Source organism: Burkholderia multivorans ATCC BAA-247, from assembly GCF_000959525.1.
In the GTDB taxonomy this organism is placed as follows: domain Bacteria; phylum Pseudomonadota; class Gammaproteobacteria; order Burkholderiales; family Burkholderiaceae; genus Burkholderia; species Burkholderia multivorans.
In genome coordinates, this window is sequence record NZ_CP009831.1 from 1,512,491 (window position 1) to 1,533,406 (window position 20,916).

Sequence of the window (20,916 nt, forward strand, 5' to 3'; positions counted from 1 at the left end):
CGCCGCGCCGATCGACACGACACGCTCAATCGTCCAGCGGCTCGACCGTCACGGCGACCTTCAGCTCCTGCCCCGCCCCGCCCCCGCGAATCACGCCGCGCAGCGGCGCCACGTCCGCATAGTCGCGGCCGATCGACAGCATCACGTAGTCGTCGCCGGGCGCGCGATCGTTGGTCGGATCGAGCTGCAGCCAGCCGCCGTCTTCGGGCCACGCCGGGTCGTACACGGCGGCCCATGCATGCGACGCGTCCGCGCCGATCAGGCGCGGTTGCCCGGGCGGCGGCTGCGTCAGCAGATAGCCGCTGACGTAGCGCGCGGCGAGCCCCAGCGAGCGCAGCGCGCCGATCATCACGTGCGCGAAATCCTGGCACACGCCTTTACGCAGCCGCAATGCATCGAGCGCGGTCGTCGTGATGTCGGTGCTGTTCGGCGTGTACGCGAAGTCGGCGTGAATGCGCCGCATCAGATCCCATGCGGCCTGAACGAGCGGCCGACCGGGCGTGAAGCTCGCGGCCGCATACGCGGCGAGCGCCGGATCGCACGGCACGTGCGGCGACGCGAACACGAACTCGCTCGCCGCATCGTACGGCTGCCCCGCGCGAAACTGCAGGCGCTCGCGCACGGCTTCCCAGGCGGTCGCATGCGCGGCGGCGGGATGCGCGATAGCCTGCGGCGGCTTCCCGCGCGCGCCCTTCGACCAGGCGGGCGCGCTCACGCGCACGGTGCTGCGGCTGCGCACGAACAGCGCATCGTGCGGCTGATTCAGCGCAAACGACGCACGCGCGTTGCCGAACGCATCGATCTCGGTGCCGATCGATTCGGGCGCGGGCTCGATGTCGAGCGAGAACGACAGCAGCTGCTGGCGCGGCGTCGCGAGCGGCTGCAGCCGCGCCTGATGCTGCGCCGATTCGACGCGCGCCGCATAACGGTATTCGGTATCGTGCGTGACGCGCAGCAGCCGGCCCGGCGCGGCATCCGCCGTGGCGGGCGGCGTCGCGTCGACCGCTCCGGCCGGCGTCTTCGTTGTGTGTTTCGACGTCACCATAGCGCTCTGCCCGCCTCGCGCACGTGGCTGAAATAGCGCTCGCCGATGCGGTTCGACAGTTCCCACACGGCCTTCGCCGTCGCATCGAGCGCGGCGAGCAGCGCCTCGTGCCGGCCGTCGTCGCCGGTCTCGCAGAGCTCGTGCAGCGACCATGCGGCGACGTCCGGAATCGTTTCGGCCAGTTCGGACAACGCATAGCCCTCGCTGCGCTCGACCTTCGTCAGCCGGCCGCGCAGCGCCTGCACGACCCAGCCGAGCGAACGCGGGTTGTCGGTGTCGAGCACGACGAGCGACAGCAGCGGCGCGACGTCGAAACCGCGCTGGAACCGCGAGCGGAACGTGATCGTGCTGTCGAACAGTTCGAGCACGAGCTCGAAGCCGTCCTGACGATGCACGGCGCCGCCGTCGAACGCGAAGCGCAGCACACTGCACAGAAAGTCGAGGCGGTCGATCTGCCGGCCGATCGACAGCAGCCGCCAGCCGTCGTCGCGCGTCATGTTGTCGGTCTGCGCGCCGGTGATCGCGCCGAGCAGCAGGCCGAGGCGCTCGAGCAGCTGCAGCGCTTCGTTGCCGATCTGCTCTTCGGCTTCCGGATGATCGGCGCTGTCCGCGAACAGTTGCGTCGCGTCGTCGATCAGCCGCCACTGGTCGCTCGACAACCGCTCGCGAATCGCGGCGGCCGCGCCGCGCATCCCGAACAGGCAGGCCGCGATCCCCGACGTGCGATCTGCACCGCGCGTGAGCGACGTCGCGAGCGCGTGCTGAAACGCGCCCGGCGCATCGACGGCATTCGGCGCATCGGCCGCGACGAGCCCCGTGTCGCGGCACAGCGCGTCGATCAGCTCGAGGTGCGCGGGGCTCTCGACATCGTCTTCGCCGCGCAGCCGCTCGAGCGCCGCGCGCGCGAGCCGCATCAGGTTGGTCGCGCGTTCGGTGTAGCGGCCGAGCCAGAACAGGTTCTCGGCCGCCCGGCTCGCGATCGCGCGCGGCCGTTCGACGAGATCGTCGGGGCCGAGACGCGTCTGCAGCAGCGTCGTCGAATCGACGATGCCCTCGGTCATCACCCACGTATCGACGGTGCTGCCGCCGCGCGGCATCGGCGCATTGAACAGCGCGTCGCGCGTGCCGACGCGCGACAGCCCGCCCGGCAGCAATCGCCAACGCTGCGCGCCATCGGCGAGCGCGAACACGCGCAGCAGCAGCGGCTTCGGCACGATGCGCGCGCTGCCGTTGCCGTCCGGCGCGCCGTGCGTGCGCCACGTCGGCGCCTGCGACAGCGGCAAGTCGGCCTGCACCGTGTATTGCTCGGGCCGCGCGAGAATCCGCGCGCGCCATTCGGCAAGCTGCGCCTGCGTGAGCCGCGCGCCGATCACCGGTTCCTGCACGCCGGCCGACGCGCCGTCGGCCGGATACGACGGCCGTACGATGCTGCGCGCGAGCTGCGGCAACGCGTCGTCGCACGCGGCCGCTTCGCCGCACCACCACGAATGCACGGCCGGCAGCGTGAGCGTCTCGCCAAGCACGGCTTCCGCCAGACGCGGCATGAAGCCGAGCATGCCCGGCGATTCGAGAAAGCCGGAACCCGGCGCATTCGCCAGCAGCACGTTGCCCGCGCGCACGGCCTGCAGCAGCCCCGGCACGCCGAGCAGCGAATCGGGGCGCAGCTCGAGCGGATCGAGCCACGCGTCGTCGACGCGCCGCAGGATGCCGTGCACGGGCTCGAGCCCGCGCAGCGTCTTCAGGAACACGCGGTTGTCGCGCGCGGTGAGGTCGCCGCCTTCGACGAGCGTGAGGCCGAGGTAGCGCGCGAGGTACGCATGCTCGAAATAGGTCGCGCTGTGCGGCCCCGGCGTCAGCAGGACGATGCGCGAATTGCGCCGCGCCGGGCTGAGCGCCTGCAGGCTCTGCAGCAGCGACCGGTACGCGGACGCGAGCCGCTGCACGCGCAGCCCGCGAAAGCCGCGCGGAAAGAGCCGCGACACGATCAACCGGTTTTCGAGCAGATAGCCGAGGCCGGCCGCGCCCTGCGTGTGCTGCGCGACCATCCGCCACTGGCCGTCCGGCCCGCGCGCGAGATCGAAGGCGACGACGTGCAGCCAGGTATCGCCCGGCACGCGCGCGCCGCGCATCGCGCGCAGATAGCCGGGATGTCCGGTGACGAGCGCGGGCGGCAGCAGGCCGCGCGCGAGGATCGTCTGCGGGCCGTAGAGGTCGGCCATCGTCGCGTTGAGCAGCCGCACGCGCTGCAGCACGCCGCGCTCGATCGCGACCCAGTCCTCGGGCGTGACGATCATCGGCAGCAGGTCGAGCGACCACGGGCCGGCCGCGCCGTCGCCGGCGCGCTGTTCGTGCAGCTGATAGAACAGGCCGTTCTCGCGCATGCGCCGCTGCAGTGCGTCCGCGCGGCGGTCCAGATCGGCAACGCCGTCGCTGCCTATCGCGGTGAAGAAGCTGCGCCACGCCGGCGCGAGCGCGGGCGCATGGAGGCCCGCCACGCTGCCGCGCAGTTCGTCGTAGCGGCCGGCGGCGGCCGGCGCGGCGAGCGCGGCGGCCAGCTCGGCCGCATCCGGGTGTGCGCCGGTATCGAAGAGCGTGGGCATCGCGTCGGCGAGAGCGTCGGGGTGAATGGGCGACACGGTGTCGTTCCGTCGTCAGCGGGCAGGCGCGCGCGTGCGTGCCCGGATCGGCAAGCGGCGGGCGGCCGCAGCCTGCCCGCATCCTAGCACTGCGGCCCGTGCGCCGCGAGGTCGAAAGCCGTGCATCGTCGTCGGTTCCCTCATCGGCCGCTCAGGGCCGGCGCAAGTCGAGCGTGAACGGGAATTCGCGGCTCGGCGCGGCCGCCGCGACGTCCATCCGCCCCGGCGTGTGTCCCATCGCGACGAAACGCGCGAGCCGGCGGCTTTCGGCTTCGTAGGCATTGACCGGAAACGTCGCGTAATTGCGCCCGCCCGGATGCGCGACGTGATACCGGCAGCCGCCGAGCGAGCGCTGCAGCCACGTATCGACGACGTCGAACGTCAGCGGCGCATCGACGCCGAGCGTCGGGTGCAGCGCCGACGGCGGCGACCACGCCTTGTAGCGCACGCCCGCGACATATTCGCCGGCCGTGCCGGTCGGCTGCAGCGGCAGCGCGCGGCCGTTGACGGTCACGACGTGCCGGTTGTCGTTCAGCCCCGTCACGCGCACTTCGAGCCGCTCGACCGACGAATCGACATAGCGGACGGTGCCGCCCACCGCGCCCTCCTCGCCCATCACGTGCCACGGCTCGAGCGCGCCGCGCAGCGTCAGCTGCATCCCGTTTACGGCGATCTGGCCGAACAGCGGGAAGCGGAATTCGAAGTGCGGCGCGAACCACGCGGCGTCGAACGCGAAGCCGCTGTCGCGCAGTTCGTTCAGCACGTCGTCGAAGTCCATCTTCACGAAGGCGGGCAGCATGAAGCGATCGTGCAGCGCGGTGCCCCAGCGCGTGAGCGGCGTCGTATACGGCGCGGCCCAGAAGCGGGCGATCAGCGCGCGCAGCAGCAGTTGCTGCACGATGCTCATCCGCGCATGCGGCGGCATCTCGAACGCGCGCAGTTCGAGCAGGCCGAGCCGGCCCGTCGACGAATCGGGCGAATACAGCTTGTCGATGCAGAACTCGCTGCGGTGCGTGTTGCCGGTCACGTCGATCAGCAGGTTGCGCAGCACGCGATCGACGAGCCAGGGCGGCGTCGGCTCGCCGCCCTGCACGTGACGCCGGATCGCCGCGAACGCGATGTCGAGCTCGTAGAGCTGATCGTTGCGCGCTTCGTCGACGCGCGGCGCCTGGCTCGTCGGCCCGATGAAAAGCCCGGAAAACAGATACGACAGCGACGGATGGTTGAGCCAGTACGCGATCAGGCTCGCGAGCAGATCCGGGCGGCGCAGGAACGGGCTGTCGGCCGGCGTCGCGCCGCCGAGCACGACGTGGTTGCCGCCGCCGGTGCCGACGTGGCGGCCGTCGACCATGAATTTCTCGCTCGAAAGCCGCGACTGCCACGCGGCGTCGTACAGGAATTCGGTCTGCGCGACGAGGTCGTCGAAATTCGCGGCCGGATGAACGTTCACCTCGATCACGCCGGGATCGGGCGTCACCTGCAGCATCTTCAGCCGCGCGTCGCGCGGCGGCGGATAGCCTTCGAGCACGAGCTTCACGCCGAGCGCCTGCGCGGTCGCCTCGATTGCCGCGAGCAGGTGCAGGTAGTCGTCGAGCGCGGCGAGCGGCGGCATGAACAGATACAGGATGCCGTCGCGCACTTGCGCGCAGAGCGCGGTGCGCGTGACCCACGCGGCCGATTCGAAGCGGTCGGGGTAGCGCGATGCGTGGGTGTCGTGCGCGTCCTGCGCGTCCTGCGCGTCGTCGCGCTTGCCGTCGTCGAGCCACTGCATCACCGTCTGCGCCGGCGCTTCGCGATGCACACCGGGCACGTAGCGCGGCGCGGCGCCCGCATCGGCCGACGCGGCCGGGCCGCCATAGCGCGCGCGCAATGCGGCGGCATCGGGCAATGCCTCGGCCGGCGCGAACGGATCGCGTTCGTACAGATGCGGATAGTCGCCGGCCGCCACCCACGGCAGCGAATCGAGCGGCAGCCGGTAGCCCATCGGCGAATCGCCCGGCACCAGATACATGCGCTCGTCGCGGAAGAACCACGGGCCGGTCTGCCAGCGCGGACCGTCGAGCGGCGGCGGGCCGTCCGCGCGCCGGATCGGCAGCACGTAGCCGACGACGCTGTCGAGCCGCTGGTCGAACACCTTGCGTAGCCGCGCCCGTTCGAGCTCGTCGTCGACGCGCGAATCGAACGGATCGACGTTGACGGGCAGCCGGCGTTCGCGCCACAGGTAATACCAGACGTCTTCGTAGCCGGGCCGGATGAACTCGCCGCTCAGCCCGAGCCGTGCCGCGAGCGTGTCGATGAAGCGCTTCGCGTCGGCGGTGCTCAGCGCGGACGGCTCGCGTTCGTCCGCGAACAACGACGGGTCGTCCCACACAGGCTCGCCGTCCGCGCGCCAGAAGATCGACATCGCCCAGCGCGGCAGCTGCTCGCCCGGATACCACTTGCCCTGCCCGACATGCAGAAAGCCGCCGCGGCCGTATTCGGCGCGCAGCCGCTGCACGAGCGCCGTCGCATAGCCGCGCTTGGTCGGCCCCAGCGCGTCGGTGTTCCATTCGGCGCCGTCGCGGTCGTCGATCGACACGAAGGTCGGCTCGCCGCCCTGCGTGAGCCGCACGTCGCCGGCCGCGAGCGCGCCGTCGACCTGCGTGCCGAGCGCGCGCACCGCCTGCCACTGCGCGTCGGAATACGGCTTCGTCACGCGCGGCGATTCGTACACGCGCGTGACGGTCATCTCGTGTTCGAACGCGACCTCGCATTCGTCGATCAGCCCGTCGACCGGCGCCGCGCTCGTCGGCTGCGGCGTACAGGCGAGCGGAATGTGCCCTTCGCCGGCGAGCAGGCCCGACGTCGGATCGAAGCCGATCCAGCCGGCGCCCGGCAGATAGACCTCGCACCACGCATGCAGGTCGGTGAAATCGACCGACGTGCCGCTCGGGCCGTCGAGCGACTTCTGGTCGGGCGCAAGCTGGATCAGATAGCCGGACACGAAGCGCGCGGCGATGCCGAGATGCCGGCACAGCTGCACGAGCAGCCAGCCGCTGTCGCGGCACGATCCCGAGCCGAGCTCGAGCGTCTGCGCGGGCGTCTGCACGCCGGGCTCCATCCGCACGAGATAGCGGATGTCGCGCTGCAGCCGCTGATTCAGCGCGACCAGGAAATTCACGGTGCCGGCCGGCGTGCGATCGACGCCGTCGAGATACGCGCGGAACGCCGGCGCGGCGCTCGTCTGCGGATCGCAGGCGAGATACGGCGCGAGTTCGATCTTCAGCGCCTCGTCATAGCTGAACGGATACTGCTCCGCGCTGCTTTCGAGGAAGAAGTCGAACGGGTTGTACACCGACATCTCGGCGACCAGATCGATCGTGATGTCGAAATGGTCGGTGCGTTCGGGAAACACGAGCCGCGCAAGATGGTTCGAGAACGGGTCCTGCTGCCAGTTGATGAAGTGCCGGGCGGGCTCGACCGTCATCGAATACGCGACGATCGGCGTCCGGCAGTGCGGCGCGGGACGCAGCCGCACGATCTGCGGGCCGAGATTGACGAGCCGGTCGTAGCAATAGCGGGTGGCGTGGTGCAGCGCGACGTGGATGGGCATGGGAGCTCGGATCGGGGTTGGGTCGGGCCGGCGTCGCGCCGCCTCGACGCGTCGCGCGCGGCACGGCGGTGGCGACGCGCGGGTGCGTCAGACAAGTTCCGGAGACTGCGCGACGCTGATGTCGACGCCCACGGCGATCGCGCCGATGCCGGTCACCGGCTGCGCATCGCGGCAGTCGAGCCCGACCGCGATGCGCACGTAGCGCTCGTCCGGGCAACGGTTCATGAACGGATCGAAGCCGACCCAGCCGAGCCCGTCGACATGCGCCTCGGCCCACGCGTGACCGGCCGGCGGTTGCATCAGCGCGACGGGCTGCGGCCGCGCATCGAGCGCCGCCTGCGCATGCGCCGGGCCTTGCGATTGCGACTGCGACTGCCCGGCGTGCGATGCGCCGAGCACCTGCTGCATGCCGTCGCCGATCTGCAGCGCAAGCGCCTTTTCGCGTTCGCCGCCGGCGTTCTGCTTCGCGTCGGCGACGCGCTGCATCGCGCCGTCGGCCAGCACATAGCCGGAGACGAAGCGCGCCGGGATCTTCAGCGCGCGCGCGGCCGCGATGAACGCATGCGCATGGTCGCGGCTCGTCCCTTCGCCGCTTTGCAGCGCGGTCTCCGCATCGACCGGCGTGTCGGTGCCGTCCCGCGCATAGGCGATGCGCTCGTGCACCGCGGTCATCAACCAGTGCAGTGCGTCGAGGCTGCGCGGCTCGAGCGGCAGCGCGCCGGCCAGCGCGCGCACGACGTCGCCCGCTTTCGTCAGCACGGTGTCGCGCTCGAACAGCCACGGCGGCGCATAGCCGTCGGGATCGCCGACGATGCCGGCCCGGTCCTGCGTCTCGACGACGCCGGCCGCGACGACGACGATCTCCGGTTTCGCGCCGCGATCGTGCCGCACGAGATCGATGCGGTTGCCGAGGCCGTCGGCGTAGGACAGCGTCGGCTCGGCGCCGTCGATCGTGACCTGCCAGGCGCGCACCGTCTGGCCGGGCCCTGATTGCGGGCGCAGCCGCAGGCGCTGCAGCGCGTGCGTCGCCCGCTCGTCGAACTGGTAACGCGAGATGTGTCGGATCGCGAGTCGCATGGCAAGCCTCAGTCGAAGTTGTATGCCTCGGCGATGTCGACGCCGAGGTTGTTGTTGCGGCCGATGAAATCGGTCAGGAATTCGTGCAGCCCGCTCTTGAAGATCCGCTCGACCGACGTGTCGGACAACATCTGCAGAATCTTCGCCGCCGTGTCGTGACACGGATGCGTGACGCCGTAATCCTTCGCGAGCAGGTTCAGGCTCGACACGACGCGCCCGTAGCAATAGCGCAGCGAACGCGGCATGCGGCCGTTCAGGATCAGGTAGTCGGCGATGTTCACCGGCTTGTACTGCACGTCGTACACCCAGCGGTACGACCGGTGCGCGGCCACGCAGCGCAGGATCGTCTCCCATTGGTAGTTGTCGAGAATCGTGCCGACGTGCGACACCGACGGCAGCAGCAGGTGGTACTTGACGTCGAGGATTCGCGCGGTGTTGTCCGCGCGCTCGACGAACGCGCCGATCTGCGCGAAGTCGAAGATCTCGTTGCGCAGCATCGTGCTGTAGAAGCTGCCGAGGATCATCGCGGTTTCGCGCTTCACCTCGTCGAGCACCGCCGGCAGCGCGCTTTCCGGCACCGGCTGCGCGAAGGCACGCCGCAGCGCGAGCCACGCGCCGTTCACGCTCTCCCACGCCTCGCGCGTGAGCGCCGTGCGCACCATCCGCGCGTTCGAGCGCGCGGCGTCGATGCACGACAGCACGCTCGACGGGTTGTCGCGGTCGCGCAGCAGATAGTCGGTCACCGTATCGGCCGCATACGCGTCGTATTTCTGCCGGTAGCCGTGGTCGGCGCCCGAGCTGACGAGCACCGACGACCATTCGGCGGGCGCGTCCGACGTGCGCGTGAGCGCCATCCTCAGCCCGGCATCGACGATGCGCGCGATGTTCTCCGCGCGCTCGATATAGCGGTACATCCAGTAGAGGCCGCTCGCAGTCCGTCCCAGAAGCATCTCGTGTCCACTCCGTGTTCGTTCGATTCGCGCGGCGCGTTCGGCGCGCGCGTGCGTCGCACTCAGTCGGCCAGCACCCAGGTGTCCTTGGTGCCGCCGCCCTGGCTCGAATTGACGACCAGCGATCCCTCCTTGAGCGCGACGCGCGTGAGCCCGCCCGGCGTGATGCGGATGCGGTCGGACACGAGTACGAACGGGCGCAGATCGACGTGCCGCGGTGCGAGCCCCGCTTCGGTGAGGATCGGCGTCGTGGACAGCGCGAGCGTCGGCTGCGCGATGTAGTTCGCGGGACGCACGCGCAGCTTCGTTGCGAACGCATCGAGTTCGGCCTTCGATGCGCACGGCCCGACGAGCATCCCGTAGCCGCCGGAGCCGTGCACTTCCTTGACCACCAGTTCGTCGAGATGATCGAGCACGTACTTCAGGCTGTCGGCGTCGCCGCAGCGCCAGGTCGGCACGTTCTGCAGCAGCGCCTTGCGGCCCGTGTAGAACTCGACGATCTCCGGCATGTACGAATAGATCGCCTTGTCGTCGGCGATGCCGGTGCCGGGCGCGTTCGCGATCGTGATGTTGCCGGCGCGGTAGACGTCCATGATCCCCGCGACGCCGAGCACCGAATCGGCGCGGAACGTGAGCGGATCGAGAAACGCGTCGTCGACGCGGCGATAAAGCACGTCGATCGGCTGGAAGCCCTCGGTCGTGCGCATCGCGACGCGCCCGTCGATCACCTGCAGGTCGCTGCCTTCGACCAGATGCACGCCCATCTGGTCGGCGAGGAACGAATGCTCGTAGTAGGCCGAATTGTGGATGCCGGGCGTCAGCACGGCGACGGTCGGGTTGTCCGCGTTGCCGCCCGGCGGACAGACGGCCGCCAGCGACTGGCGCAGCATCTGCGGATAGGTTTCGACCGGGCGCACCTTCACCTGCTGGAACAGCTCCGGAAACAGCTGCATCATCGTCTCGCGGTTTTCCAGCATGTAGGACACGCCGGACGGCGTGCGCGCGTTGTCCTCGAGCACGTAGAAGTCGTTCTCGCCGGTGCGCACGATGTCGACGCCGATGATGTGCGTATAAACGTTCCCCGGCGGCCGGAAGTCGATCATCTCAGGCAGGAACGCATCGTTGTGCGCGATCAGGTGTTTCGGCACGATGCCCGCGCGAACGATCTCCTGGCGGTGATAGATGTCGTCGAGGAACGCATTGAGCGCCATCACGCGCTGCTCGATGCCGAGCGACAGCCGGTTCCATTCCGCGCCCGAGATGATGCGCGGAACGATGTCGAACGGAATCAGCCGCTCGGCGGCCTCCGCGTCGCCGTAGACGGCGAACGTGATGCCCGTCCTGCGGAACACGCCTTCCGCGTCGTGGGCTTTCTGGGCGAGGCTCGCGGGGTTCTGCGTGTCGAGCCATTGCTTCAGGCGCGCATAAGGCAGCCTGACCGTGTCGCCGGATTGCAGCATTTCATCGAACGGTTTCATCGACTTGTTCTCCATCGTTCTGCCGGCATTACGCATGCCGGACCGGCGTACACAGTGCCCTGCAAGGAGCGTGCCTTCCGGATCCCCCGCTTTCGCGCCGCATCGGCGCCGCCGGGCATGCCGCCGCACCACGGCGGTGCAGCGTTCGCCGCGAAGCGCCGCATCGATGCGCCGCGATCGCGCACGCGCGCGTGCATCGCGGCCGGCATTTTGCAAGCGCGTTAACAACTTGTTTCGGAATTGTCGGAACCGCGTCCGACGACGGCGACTCTCACTTCCACGCAGCGTCGCTGCGCTTCCCACTCAATCAATCACGACTCGAGGGAGATAACGAACGTGAAATACTTACCGCTCATCGCATTGACCGTGGCAATTTCTGCTCATGCAGCCGGCCCTGCCGTGCAGAATGTGGGACAAAGCCAGAAGCCGGCAGAAGACGTGTCGGCCTGTATCGCCAAGACGTGGGCCGACAAGTCGCAGCAGCAGGTGATCTCGCAGAACGTGCTCGCGAACGGCCTCGCAACCGACGTGTACGTGCCGGGTCAGCAGCCGCCGAACGGCGCCGCCGCGATGGTGCGTCCGTCGTGGCAGGCCGGCGCGAAGACGTGGGTGGGCCTGCGCGGCGACGCAGCGGCCGCCAGCGACATCAACGCGTGCCTGTAACGGCCGGCGCCGGACGGCGTTGCGCCGTCCTTGCACAAACAGCGAGCCCCGCTTCGGCGGGGCTTTTTTTGCGGTGCGATGCGCGCTTACAGATAGCTGCACACGTAATCGAGCGTCTCGATCACCTCGATGTCGAAGCGGCTCTTGCCCGGCACCGAGAACGATTCGCCCGCGCCGTAGGTCTGCCATGTGTCGCTGCCGTCGAGCTTCACGCGGCACTTGCCGGCCTGCACTTCCATCAATTCGGGGGCCTCCGTGCCGAAGTTGAGCGCGCACGGCAGGATCACGCCGAGCGTCTTGCGCGTGCCGTCCGGAAAGAGCACGGTATGCGACACGCACTTGCCGTCGAAATAGACGTTCGCGCGTTTGACGACCGACACGTCGTCGAATTGGGTAGCACTGGTCATGAAATGTCTCTCGTTGCTGAATGGAAACGCCTGAACGGCGATGAATCGCAGGCCGGCCGCGACGGCAGGCCGGCCGTCATGATACCGGCTCGCGGTCGCGGCCTGTTCGTGGAACCCGCATACGCGTCGCGCCCTAGCGCAACCCCTTGCGACGTGCGGAGTCGCGCAGGCAGTCGAGCAGCATCGCGGCGGCCGGCGTCAGTGGACTGTCGCGGCGCGTGATCACCTGCACCGACACGGCCGGCAGACGCTCGCGGATCGGCAGCACCGCGAGCCGGTCGCGCGCCCATTCGACCTCGAGCAGCTGCTCGGGCATCGACGCGAGCAGATCGGCGCCCGTCATCAGGCTGTGCGCGAGACCGAAGCTCGGACATTCGACGACGCGCGTCGGCACCGGCAGCCCGTACGCGACGAACGAATTGAACAGCACCTGCGTCGAGCTTTCCGGCGACGGGTTCATCAGCCAGTCGGCGTCGACGAGATCGGCGAGCGACGTCGCCGACGCGAGCGGATGCTCCTTGCGCGCGACGATCAGCGAACGGCTCGCGTACAGCTCGGCGTGATCGAATTCGGCCGCGAGCAGTTCGGGCACGACGACGGCCACCGCGAAATCGAGCGAGCCGTCGTGCAGCCGCGGCAGCGCGACGCCCGGAAATCCTTCGACGAAACTCACGCGCGCGACCGGAAAGCGCCGGCGAAACGCGCGAAACGCGTCGGGCAGGATCGTGACCGCCGCGGCCGGCGTGATCGCCGCGGCGACCGAGCCCGTCATCGCGCCTTGCGCCTGTTCGATGTCGTCGCGTGCGCGCTGCATCTCGGCGACGATCAGCCGCGCGCGCACCTGCAGCTGCTGACCGAATGCGGTGAGCTGCACGCCGCGCGCGGTGCGCACGACGAGCGACACGCCGAGCGCGATCTCCAGCTCCTTCACGGCCTTCGTCAGCGCGGCCGGCGACACGTTCAGCCGGCGCGCGGCCGCGCGAATGCTGCCCTCTTCCGCGACGGTGACGAACGCTTTCAACTGGTGATATTTCATGGCGGCAATGCGCGATTCGTGGAAACCCGAAGCTGTCCGGCCGCGCCGCGTCAGGGTATTCCCGGCGGCAACCGGCGGTAAGCACCGAAGCAATTTATCAGCTTCTGGTACGCAAAAGAAATTTATATGCTTGCGGGTCATAAGCGCATCAAACGCCTCACCCGCCCCACCGGAGACACCATGCCCGCAGCCGTGAACCCCGTCATCCCCGGCATCGCCGCGATCGCGCCCGAACTCATCGACGTGCGGCGCCGCATCCACGCCCATCCCGAACTCGCCTTCGAAGAAACGCTGACGAGCGATCTCGTCGCCGAGCTGCTCGCCGGCTGGGGCTACGAGGTGCATCGCGGGATCGGCAAGACCGGCGTGGTCGGCGTGCTGCGCGAAGGCCAGGGTGCCCGCACGGTCGGCCTGCGCGCCGACATGGACGCGCTGCCGCTCGCCGAAGCGACCGGGCTGCCGTATGCGAGCCGTCACGCGAACAAGATGCATGCATGCGGCCACGACGGCCATACCGCGATGCTGCTGTGCGCGGCGCGCCACCTCGCGGCCACGCGCCGCTTCTCCGGCACGCTGAACCTGATCTTCCAGCCGGCCGAGGAAAACTTCGGCGGCGCGAAGGCGATGATGGACGACGGGCTGTTCGACCGCTTCCCGTGCGATGCGATCTTCGCGATCCACAACATGCCGGGCCGCGCGGCCGGCGACATGGCGTTCCGCAGCGGCGCGACGATGGCGTCGGCCGACCGCGTGACGATCACGCTGCGCGGCGTCGGCGGTCACGGCGCGATGCCGCACTACGCGCGCGATCCGATGTCGGCGGCAGGCAGCATCATGGTCGCGCTGCAGACCATCGTCGCACGCGAAGTCGATGCGCAGCACGCGGCGGTGATCACGGTCGGCAGCGTGCAGGCCGGCGAGACCTTCAACGTGATTCCGGAAACGGTCGTGATGAAGCTGTCGGTGCGCGCGCTCGACGCCGACGTGCGCGCGCTGCTCGCGCGCCGCATCGAAGCGCTCGTGAAGGGCCAGGCCGAGAGCTTCGGCGTGACGGCCGACGTCGACTACGACTACGGGTATCCGGTGCTCGTCAATCATGCGGAGCCCACGGCCTTCGCGGCCGACATCGCGCGCGGCATGCTCGGCGACGATCGCGTGCAGATCGACGCGCCGCCGCTGATGGGCAGCGAGGACTTCGCGTTCATGCTCGAAGCGCGGCCCGGCTGCTATGCGTTCATCGGCAACGGGATCGGCAGCAAGGGCGGCTGCATGGTGCACAACCCCGGCTACGACTTCAACGACGACATCCTGGCGATCGGCGCGAGCTACTGGGTGCGCGTCGCCGAAGGCTGGCTCGCGGCCTGACGGCCTGTTCTCACGCCGCTGTGCGCTTATCGGGAAATCCCATGGAAACGTCTACCCTTTCGTTCGCCGGTACGCCGGCCGATGCACCGACCGCCGCGAAAAAGCGCCGCCTGATCGCGGCGGCCGCCGTCGGCAACGCGCTCGAGTTCTACGATTTCACCGTCTACAGCTTCTTCGCGATCCTGATCGGCAAGCTGTTCTTTCCGGTCCATTCGTCGTTCGGGCAGCTCATGCTCGCGGTCGCGAGTTTCGGCGTCGGTTTCGTCACGCGGCCGCTCGGCGGGCTCGTGATCGGCATGTACGCGGATCGCGTCGGCCGCAAGAAAGCGATGATCCTGACGCTGCTGCTGATGGCGCTCGGCACCGCGATGATCGCCGTCGCGCCGACCTTCGCGCAGATCGGCATCGCGGCGCCGCTGCTGCTCGTGCTTGCGCGTCTGCTGCAAGGATTCGCGTCGGGCGGCGAAGTCGGCGCATCGACGACGCTGCTGCTCGAACAGGCGCCGCAGCATCGTCGCGGGTTCTACGCGTCGTTCCAGTTCTCGAGCCAGGGGCTCGCCGCGCTCGCGGGCGCGCTGACCGGCGTCGCGCTGACGTCGACGCTGAGCGCCGCGCAGCTCGAAAGCTGGGGCTGGCGCGTGCCGTTCGTGATCGGCACGCTGTTCGTGCCGCTCGGCTACTGGCTGCGCCGCACGGTCGAGGAGGTGCCGTCGGCCGCGCACGCGCCTGCCGAGAAAGTCGCGTCGCTGCCGCTCGCGGACGTGCTGCGCTATCACGGCAAGGCGGTGTTCGCGGGGCTCGGCGTGACGATCGGCGGCACGTCGATCCACTACATCATCGTGTTCTACATGGCGATCTACGGCGTGCAGGTGCTGCATCTGCCGACCTGGCTGTCGATGACGGCCGGCTGCGTCGCGGGCGCGATCCTGATGCTCGCGACGCCGATCGGCGGCTATCTGTCCGACGTGGTCGGCCGCAACCGGATCGTCTGGTGGACGCGCGTTGCGCTGATGCTCGCGATCTACCCGGCCTTCATCGCGCTGAACCGCTGGCCGGGCGCCGTGTCGCTGCTGTCGATCATCGCCGCGCTGTCGGTCGTGCATGCGATCAACATCGGCGCGACCGGTGCGATGCTCGGCGAACTGTTCCCGCGTGCGGTGCGCGCGACGGGCGGCGCGCTCGTGTACAGCGTCGGCGTCGCGATCTTCGGCGGCTTCGCGCAATTTTTCGTCACCTGGCTGATCGCGGCAACCGGCAACCCGAACGCGCCGGCGTGGTATGCGATCGGCTGCGGCGTGCTGACGCTGATCGCGGTGCGGTGCATGGACGAAAAGGCCGGGCACCCGCTCGACTGACGAGCGGGCGCCCGAAAGCTGCACGACGGCCGCAGACGCGTACGGCACGCAGTGCGCCGCGCTGCCATGCCAAGGACACGGGCCCGCCGGGCCCGTGTGTCTTTTATGGCATGTGCCGCTCAGAACGTATGCATCATCCCCACGTAGGCGCCCGTCTGCGATTCGCCCGTCATCGGGCTCGTGTTCGGCGACGCATCGCGCGGCGTCGCGAGCAGCGAGAAGTTCGAGTTGCCGCCGTTGCGCACGTACGCGACCGTCCCGTACAGGAACGTGCGCTTCGACAGGTTGTACGTGGTGCCGAGCACGTACATGATCGCGTGGCCGGACGGATCGTGCGACGCATCGCCGCCGCCGTCGCCGACCTTCACGTAGTAGCCGCCCGCCGTCATCGCCCATTGCGGCGTCGCCGCATAGGTCGCGCCGAGCCAGTAGTGATCCGCGCGATCGGCAACGCCGGCCGGGCTGTCCGGCGCCTGGTAGTGCGTATAGGCGCCCTGGATCTTGAACTTCGAAATCTTGACGTTCGCGCCGACGAAATACTCGCGCGATGCCGTGAAGATGTTGCTGAACTTGCCGTTGTTGTCGCGCAGCTCGTCGTAGATGCCGCGCACGTCGAGCACCGGCGAATGGTACGAGATCATGATCCCGTCCGAGCGGCCGAAATCGTCGGCCGCGCCGTAGTTGAAGCCGCGCGACTGGTTGCCGAACGCGTACTGCGCCTGCAAGTCGAACCCGCCGATCACCGGGCTGTGATACTCGATGTTGTTGCTCGTCTGCTGCCAGTTGCGGCCGCGCACGAGCGACGCCGATGAAAACGCCTGCTGCACGAACGGATCGAATTCCCACACGCCGTCGCTGTCGATGAACAGGTTGCGGCCGGCCTGCAGCTGGCCCCACGTGTCGCTCTTCAGCCCGACGTACGCGCGCCGCGACCAGAGGCGGCCGCCACCGGTGCGGCCGTTCATTACCTGGAACGCGGTCTCGAGGTTGAACACGGTCGACATCCCGCCGCCGAGATCCTCGACGCCCTTCAGCCCGAACATGCTGGTACCCCAGTCGCCGCCTTCGGCGCTCCAGCGCGTCGCGCTGCCGTTCGGCGTCGCGATGTGGTTCAGGTATTCGACGCCGCCGTCGATACGGCCGTACAGCGTCACGCTGGTCTGCGCGATCGCCACCGCCGGTGCGACGGCCGCGATCAGCGATGCGAAGTATGTGAGTCGCAAAGTGATGCCCCCTCGGAGTCTCGACCGTCCGACGCGCGCCCCATGCGCGCGCCCGGTCATCCGCGATCGATCGAAAACCGACCGGGCCCCGCCGCGCACAGCGCGAGCAAGCCGCCCGAGATCGCGATGTTCTTGTAGAAATGAATCATGTTGTTGATCTGCTCGCCGCCCGTCATCGTCCAGTAGCGGTGGCCGATGAGCGCGGTGCCGATCGTGTACAGCGCAAGCAGCAGCGCGAGCGGCCGCGTCTGGAAGCCGACCAGGATCGCGATCCCGACGACGAGTTCCATCACGACCGCGATCGCGGCGGACACGATCGGCGCAGGCGCGCCCTCGGTGCCCATGAATGCGATCGTGCCGGAGAAGTCGACGATCTTCTTCCAGCCGAACATCACGAACAGGATCACGAGCAGGATACGGGCAAGCAGCAGCAGCACATCGCGCTGAGACGCGAGAAACGGTTGGTTCGGTGTCATGGTATTGATCAGCGAAAGACGATGCGCGTGATGCGCACCGCATTGCGAACGAACCGGAGCGGGCGGCCGCACGTGCCGCCCGCCCCGCTCTGCAACAACCGGCATCGGGCCCGCCCGATGTGCTGTGCTCCTCCTGTTCCTATCGGTTGCGCCGTGTCGGCGCGCCCGACTATGTCAGCGCAGCTTCGCGACGTCCTGCTCCGTCACCTTCGCCGCCGGATTGCCGAACTGCGCGGTCACGTAGTTCGTCAGCGCGGCGATCTGCGCGTCGTTCAGATCGTAGCGGAAAGCGGGCATCCCGATATCCTCGCTGCCGATCTTGCGCTGCACGCCGTTCAGGATCACCTGCACGAGGTTCGACGGATTCGACGCGCCGACGGTGGAGTTGTGGAACAGCGACGGGTAATAGCCGTCCGGCGTGCCCTTGCCCTGCATCTGGTGGCACGTCGCGCAGTTGCCGAGATACAGCCGCGCCGGATCGATGCCCGACGACGCGAGCGCGACACCGCGCAGCTTCAGCCCGTCCTCGGCCGGCTTGCCCCACGACGACCGCGGCTGCTTCGCGTTGCTGTCGGCAACGGCCGGCACCGTGCGGACGTACGTGGCGATCGCACCGATGTCCGCTTCGGTCATCTTCGAGAAGCTGTGCTCGACCGCCTCGGCCATCGGCCCGGCCGCCTGCGCGACGCCCGGCACGCTGCCGGTGCGCAAATACTGCACGAGCTGCTGCTGCGTCCAGCTGCCGATCCCCGCATTCGGGTCCGACGTGATGTTGTAGCCGTCCCAGCCGGCGAGCACCGACCCCGCGAGGAAGCTGCCGCCGGTTTCGTCGAGCGACTTCTCCTGCATCGCGATGCCGCGCGGCGTGTGGCACGTGCTGCAGTGCGCGAGACCCTGCACCAGATACGCGCCGCGATTCCATTCGGCGCTCTGCGACGGCTTCGGCTGGTACGGGCCGTCCTTCAGGAACAGCCAGTTCCAGATCTTCAGCGGCCAGCGCATGCTGAGCAGCGCGGGAATCTCGTTCTTCGGCGGCGCCTGCTTGACCGGCTCGACGCCGTGCATGAAGTAGGCGTACAGCGCGCGTACGTCGTCGTCCGTGATCTTCGCGTACGACACGTACGGCATCGCCGGATACAGGTTGTCGCCGTTCTTCGACACGCCGTGCCGCACCGCGCGCTCGAAGTCCTCGAACGTCCATTTGCCGATGCCCGTATCGGGATCGGGCGTGATGTTGCTCGTGTAGATCTTGCCGAGCATCGGTACCGGCATGCCGAGGCCGCCCGCGTACGGCTTGCCGCCCTTCACGGTGTGGCAGGCCATGCAGTCGCCGGCGGTCGCGAGGTATTCGCCGCGCTTGACCAGCGCCGGATCGGCCGCATCGGCCGCGCGCGCGAAGCCCGGCAACGCGAGGCAGCCGGCGATGAGGAAAGTGAGAGTAGATTTCCGCACGGTCAGACTTCCTTCTTCAGCGTGTCCGACATCCGCAGCGCGAGCGCGGCGATCGTCAGCGTCACGTTTACGGTACCGACGGTCGGCATCGTCGCGCTGCTCGAAATGAACAGGTTCGGATGGTCGAACGTGCGGCAGTCCTTGTCGACGACGGAGTCGCGCGCATCGGCGCCCATGATCGTCGAGCCCGTGATGTGATTGTTCGGCGCGAATTCGTCGTTGAACACGACGTCCGTGCCGCCGAGCACCTTCGCGGCGGTCGCGTAGACCTCGCGCGTATGCGCGGCGCCGCGCTTCACGTAGTCGTCGATCGCATACGTGATCTCGGGGCGCGGAATGCCGATCGCATCGGTCGCCGTCTTGCTCGGCACGATGCGGTTCTCGGGTTGCGGCAGGATTTCGTGGAAGCAGTCGAACTGCACGTAGCGTGCGGAACGGTCGCGGATCTGCGCGTCGAGCTCGTCGGGCTTCATCAGCTTGCCGGCCTTGAAGATCTTCTGCGTCTCCTGGTCGATGCGCGACAGGTTCGACAGGTGGATCTTCTTCGCCGCTTCGGTCGCGCGGAACGGACCGTCGCGGAAACCGATCAGCGACGTCATCTCCTGCGGGCCGCGGCCCGGCCACAGCTTCTCGCTCGCATAGAACGACACGCCGGTGCCCGGATGGTCCATCAGGTTGCGGCCGACCATGTCCGAGCTGTTCGCGACACCGTTCGGGAAATCGCGGTTCGCGGACATCAGCAGGATCTTCGGCGTCTCGATGCCGTTCGCGGCGAGCACGAAATACTTGCCTTCGACGCGATGCTCGGCGCCCGTCTTGTCCTTGTAGAGCGCTGCGACGATGCGCTTGTCCGGGCCCGTCTCGAGCTTGTAGACGACCGCGTTCTCGATCAGCTTCGCGCCGGCGCGTTCGGCCTTCTCGACGTGCACGATGCCGTTGTACATCGCGCCGATCGGGCAGATCGGCATGCAGTTGTTGTTGCCGCAACAAGTCGGGCGGCCGTCGTACGGGCGGCTGTTGCGCGCGACCGGCTCGGTCACGACATGGAACTTCGGATCGTAGTTGTTCAGCGCCGTCTTGATGGTCTGCTCGTTGAACGACAACGGCAGCGGCGGCATCGGATACGGCTGCTTGCGCGGCGAGTACAGATCTTCCTCGGGGCCCGGGCCCCACACGCCGAGCTCTTCCTCCGCGCGCTGGTAGTACGGCTCGAGATCGTCGTACTGGATCGGCCAGTCGCGGCCGACGCCGTACACGCTCTTCATCTTGAAGTCGTTCGGAATGAAGCGCCACGCCGACGCGGCCCAGTGCCACGTCGTGCCGCCCACCGCGCGGATGTACTGCGAGTTGAACTTGTGCTCGCCCTTCAGGATCAGGTAGTCGTTCGGCGGGCCGTACTCGGGATGCGGCGCCCAGGGGCTCGACGGGTACGGCGCCATGAAGTCCATCTTGTCGGGCTGATTGCGGAAGCGCTCGACGATTTCCCAGCGCGGCATGCGCGGGCCCGCTTCGAGCAGGATCACCGCCTTGCCCGCCATCGCGAGCTGATGCGCGACGATCGCGCCCGCGACACCCGATCCAACGACGACGACGTCGGCCTTTTGCGTATCGGTATCGGCCATCAGGCTTGCCTCTCGATCGGTTTGTCGGCCCAGAAGCCGGGTTTGTTGGGGCAATACGAACGGATCACGAGCGTATCGGACACGACGCCGAACATTAATGCTTCCTCGTACGTAATCACGACGTTGTCGACGATGCCGAGATACCAGGCCTCGAGGATCGTCAGTGCGAGCGATTCCTGTTCAGGCGTCAGCGAACCGGACGCGAGCGCGCCGGCGAGCTGCGGCAGGCTGTCGGCCGTCTTGAACGAGCCCTTCTGCAGCGCCTGCAGCAGGCGCTCGCCGATCACGCGGCTCAGCCCTTTCTTGCCGGTCAGCGATTCGGAAAGCGTCATGAACGTATCGAGCGGCGCAGTGCCGGGGTTGTCTGCAAGCGCCCGCAATGTCAGCGAACCCGTGAGGCCCGCTGCGGTCAGCGCCAGCGCGCCTTGCAACCATTGACGCCGCGTGATGCCTGATGCGGCTGCGTCGCCGTGGCGACGCGAGTGGGGAGTGTTGTCGTTGTGCATGTTTCCTTCTCTCGAACACCGGATTCGGGAAAA

Annotated in this window: 16 protein-coding genes; 3 read left to right on the plus strand and 13 right to left on the minus strand. The window is 68.4% G+C overall.

Annotated elements, in window-relative coordinates:
• Positions 1 to 25: 25 nt before the first annotated feature.
• From NP80_RS08885 to NP80_RS08910, 6 genes are all read right to left on the minus strand, one after another.
• On the minus strand, positions 26 to 1,045 hold the full coding sequence (locus tag NP80_RS08885; RefSeq protein ID WP_006409564.1) for a transglutaminase family protein: 1,020 nt from the start codon (positions 1,043 to 1,045) through the stop codon (positions 26 to 28).
• Complete coding sequence (locus NP80_RS08890; protein ID WP_045593382.1) at positions 1,039 to 3,645, minus strand: circularly permuted type 2 ATP-grasp protein; 2,607 nt, start codon at positions 3,643 to 3,645, stop codon at positions 1,039 to 1,041. The genes NP80_RS08885 and NP80_RS08890 overlap by 7 nt, the downstream gene beginning before the upstream one ends.
• Positions 3,646 to 3,832: 187 nt before the next feature.
• Positions 3,833 to 7,273 carry a transglutaminase family protein gene (locus tag NP80_RS08895; protein ID WP_006409458.1) on the minus strand — a complete coding sequence of 1,147 codons (3,441 nt, stop codon included), beginning with the start codon at positions 7,271 to 7,273 and terminating at the stop codon, positions 3,833 to 3,835.
• 87 nt (positions 7,274 to 7,360) lie between these two features.
• On the minus strand, positions 7,361 to 8,350 hold the full coding sequence (locus NP80_RS08900) for a transglutaminase family protein (protein ID WP_006409460.1): 990 nt from the start codon (positions 8,348 to 8,350) through the stop codon (positions 7,361 to 7,363).
• Positions 8,351 to 8,358: 8 nt separating this feature from the next.
• Positions 8,359 to 9,300 carry an alpha-E domain-containing protein gene (locus NP80_RS08905; protein ID WP_006396908.1) on the minus strand — a complete coding sequence of 314 codons (942 nt, stop codon included), beginning with the start codon at positions 9,298 to 9,300 and terminating at the stop codon, positions 8,359 to 8,361.
• Between the two features lie 62 nt (positions 9,301 to 9,362).
• On the minus strand, positions 9,363 to 10,778 hold the full coding sequence (locus tag NP80_RS08910) for a circularly permuted type 2 ATP-grasp protein (RefSeq protein ID WP_035488112.1): 1,416 nt from the start codon (positions 10,776 to 10,778) through the stop codon (positions 9,363 to 9,365).
• Between the two features lie 336 nt (positions 10,779 to 11,114).
• Here NP80_RS08910 and NP80_RS08915 point away from each other — a divergent pair, with 336 nt between their 5' ends.
• Positions 11,115 to 11,441, plus strand: a complete 327-nt coding sequence (locus tag NP80_RS08915; RefSeq protein WP_035946235.1) for a hypothetical protein — start codon at positions 11,115 to 11,117, stop codon at positions 11,439 to 11,441.
• 86 nt (positions 11,442 to 11,527) lie between these two features.
• On the opposite strand, the gene ppnP is transcribed toward NP80_RS08915, so the two are convergent.
• Together ppnP and NP80_RS08925 are read right to left on the minus strand one after the other, a co-directional pair.
• A complete protein-coding gene (ppnP, locus tag NP80_RS08920; protein WP_006403397.1) occupies positions 11,528 to 11,848 on the minus strand; it encodes a pyrimidine/purine nucleoside phosphorylase in 321 nt (106 codons plus the stop codon).
• Between the two features lie 133 nt (positions 11,849 to 11,981).
• Positions 11,982 to 12,884 (minus strand): LysR substrate-binding domain-containing protein, encoded by a 903-nt coding sequence (locus NP80_RS08925; RefSeq protein ID WP_006403396.1) that lies wholly within the window; start codon positions 12,882 to 12,884, stop codon positions 11,982 to 11,984.
• Positions 12,885 to 13,064: 180 nt separating this feature from the next.
• Here NP80_RS08925 and NP80_RS08930 point away from each other — a divergent pair, with 180 nt between their 5' ends.
• Positions 13,065 to 14,249, plus strand: a complete 1,185-nt coding sequence (locus NP80_RS08930; protein WP_006403395.1) for a M20 aminoacylase family protein — start codon at positions 13,065 to 13,067, stop codon at positions 14,247 to 14,249.
• Positions 14,250 to 14,290: 41 nt separating this feature from the next.
• On the plus strand, positions 14,291 to 15,604 hold the full coding sequence (locus NP80_RS08935) for an MFS transporter (protein WP_006409459.1): 1,314 nt from the start codon (positions 14,291 to 14,293) through the stop codon (positions 15,602 to 15,604).
• Between the two features lie 119 nt (positions 15,605 to 15,723).
• Here the strand turns inward: NP80_RS08935 and NP80_RS08940 are convergent, their stop codons facing one another.
• The 5 genes from NP80_RS08940 to NP80_RS08960 all read right to left on the minus strand — a co-directional run bounded on the left by NP80_RS08940 (position 15,724) and on the right by NP80_RS08960 (position 20,883).
• Positions 15,724 to 16,827, minus strand: a complete 1,104-nt coding sequence (locus tag NP80_RS08940) for a porin (protein ID WP_006409462.1) — start codon at positions 16,825 to 16,827, stop codon at positions 15,724 to 15,726.
• 56 nt (positions 16,828 to 16,883) lie between these two features.
• On the minus strand, positions 16,884 to 17,303 hold the full coding sequence (locus tag NP80_RS08945) for a DoxX family protein (protein WP_006412656.1): 420 nt from the start codon (positions 17,301 to 17,303) through the stop codon (positions 16,884 to 16,886).
• 174 nt (positions 17,304 to 17,477) lie between these two features.
• Positions 17,478 to 18,755 (minus strand): cytochrome c, encoded by a 1,278-nt coding sequence (locus NP80_RS08950; protein WP_006403391.1) that lies wholly within the window; start codon positions 18,753 to 18,755, stop codon positions 17,478 to 17,480.
• A gap of 2 nt (positions 18,756 to 18,757) precedes the next feature.
• Positions 18,758 to 20,377 carry a GMC family oxidoreductase gene (locus tag NP80_RS08955; RefSeq protein WP_006396898.1) on the minus strand — a complete coding sequence of 540 codons (1,620 nt, stop codon included), beginning with the start codon at positions 20,375 to 20,377 and terminating at the stop codon, positions 18,758 to 18,760.
• Entirely contained in the window at positions 20,377 to 20,883 is a 507-nt protein-coding gene (locus NP80_RS08960) for a sugar dehydrogenase complex small subunit (protein ID WP_006396897.1), read from the minus strand. The genes NP80_RS08955 and NP80_RS08960 overlap by 1 nt, the downstream gene beginning before the upstream one ends.
• Between the last annotated feature and the right edge of the window lie 33 nt (positions 20,884 to 20,916).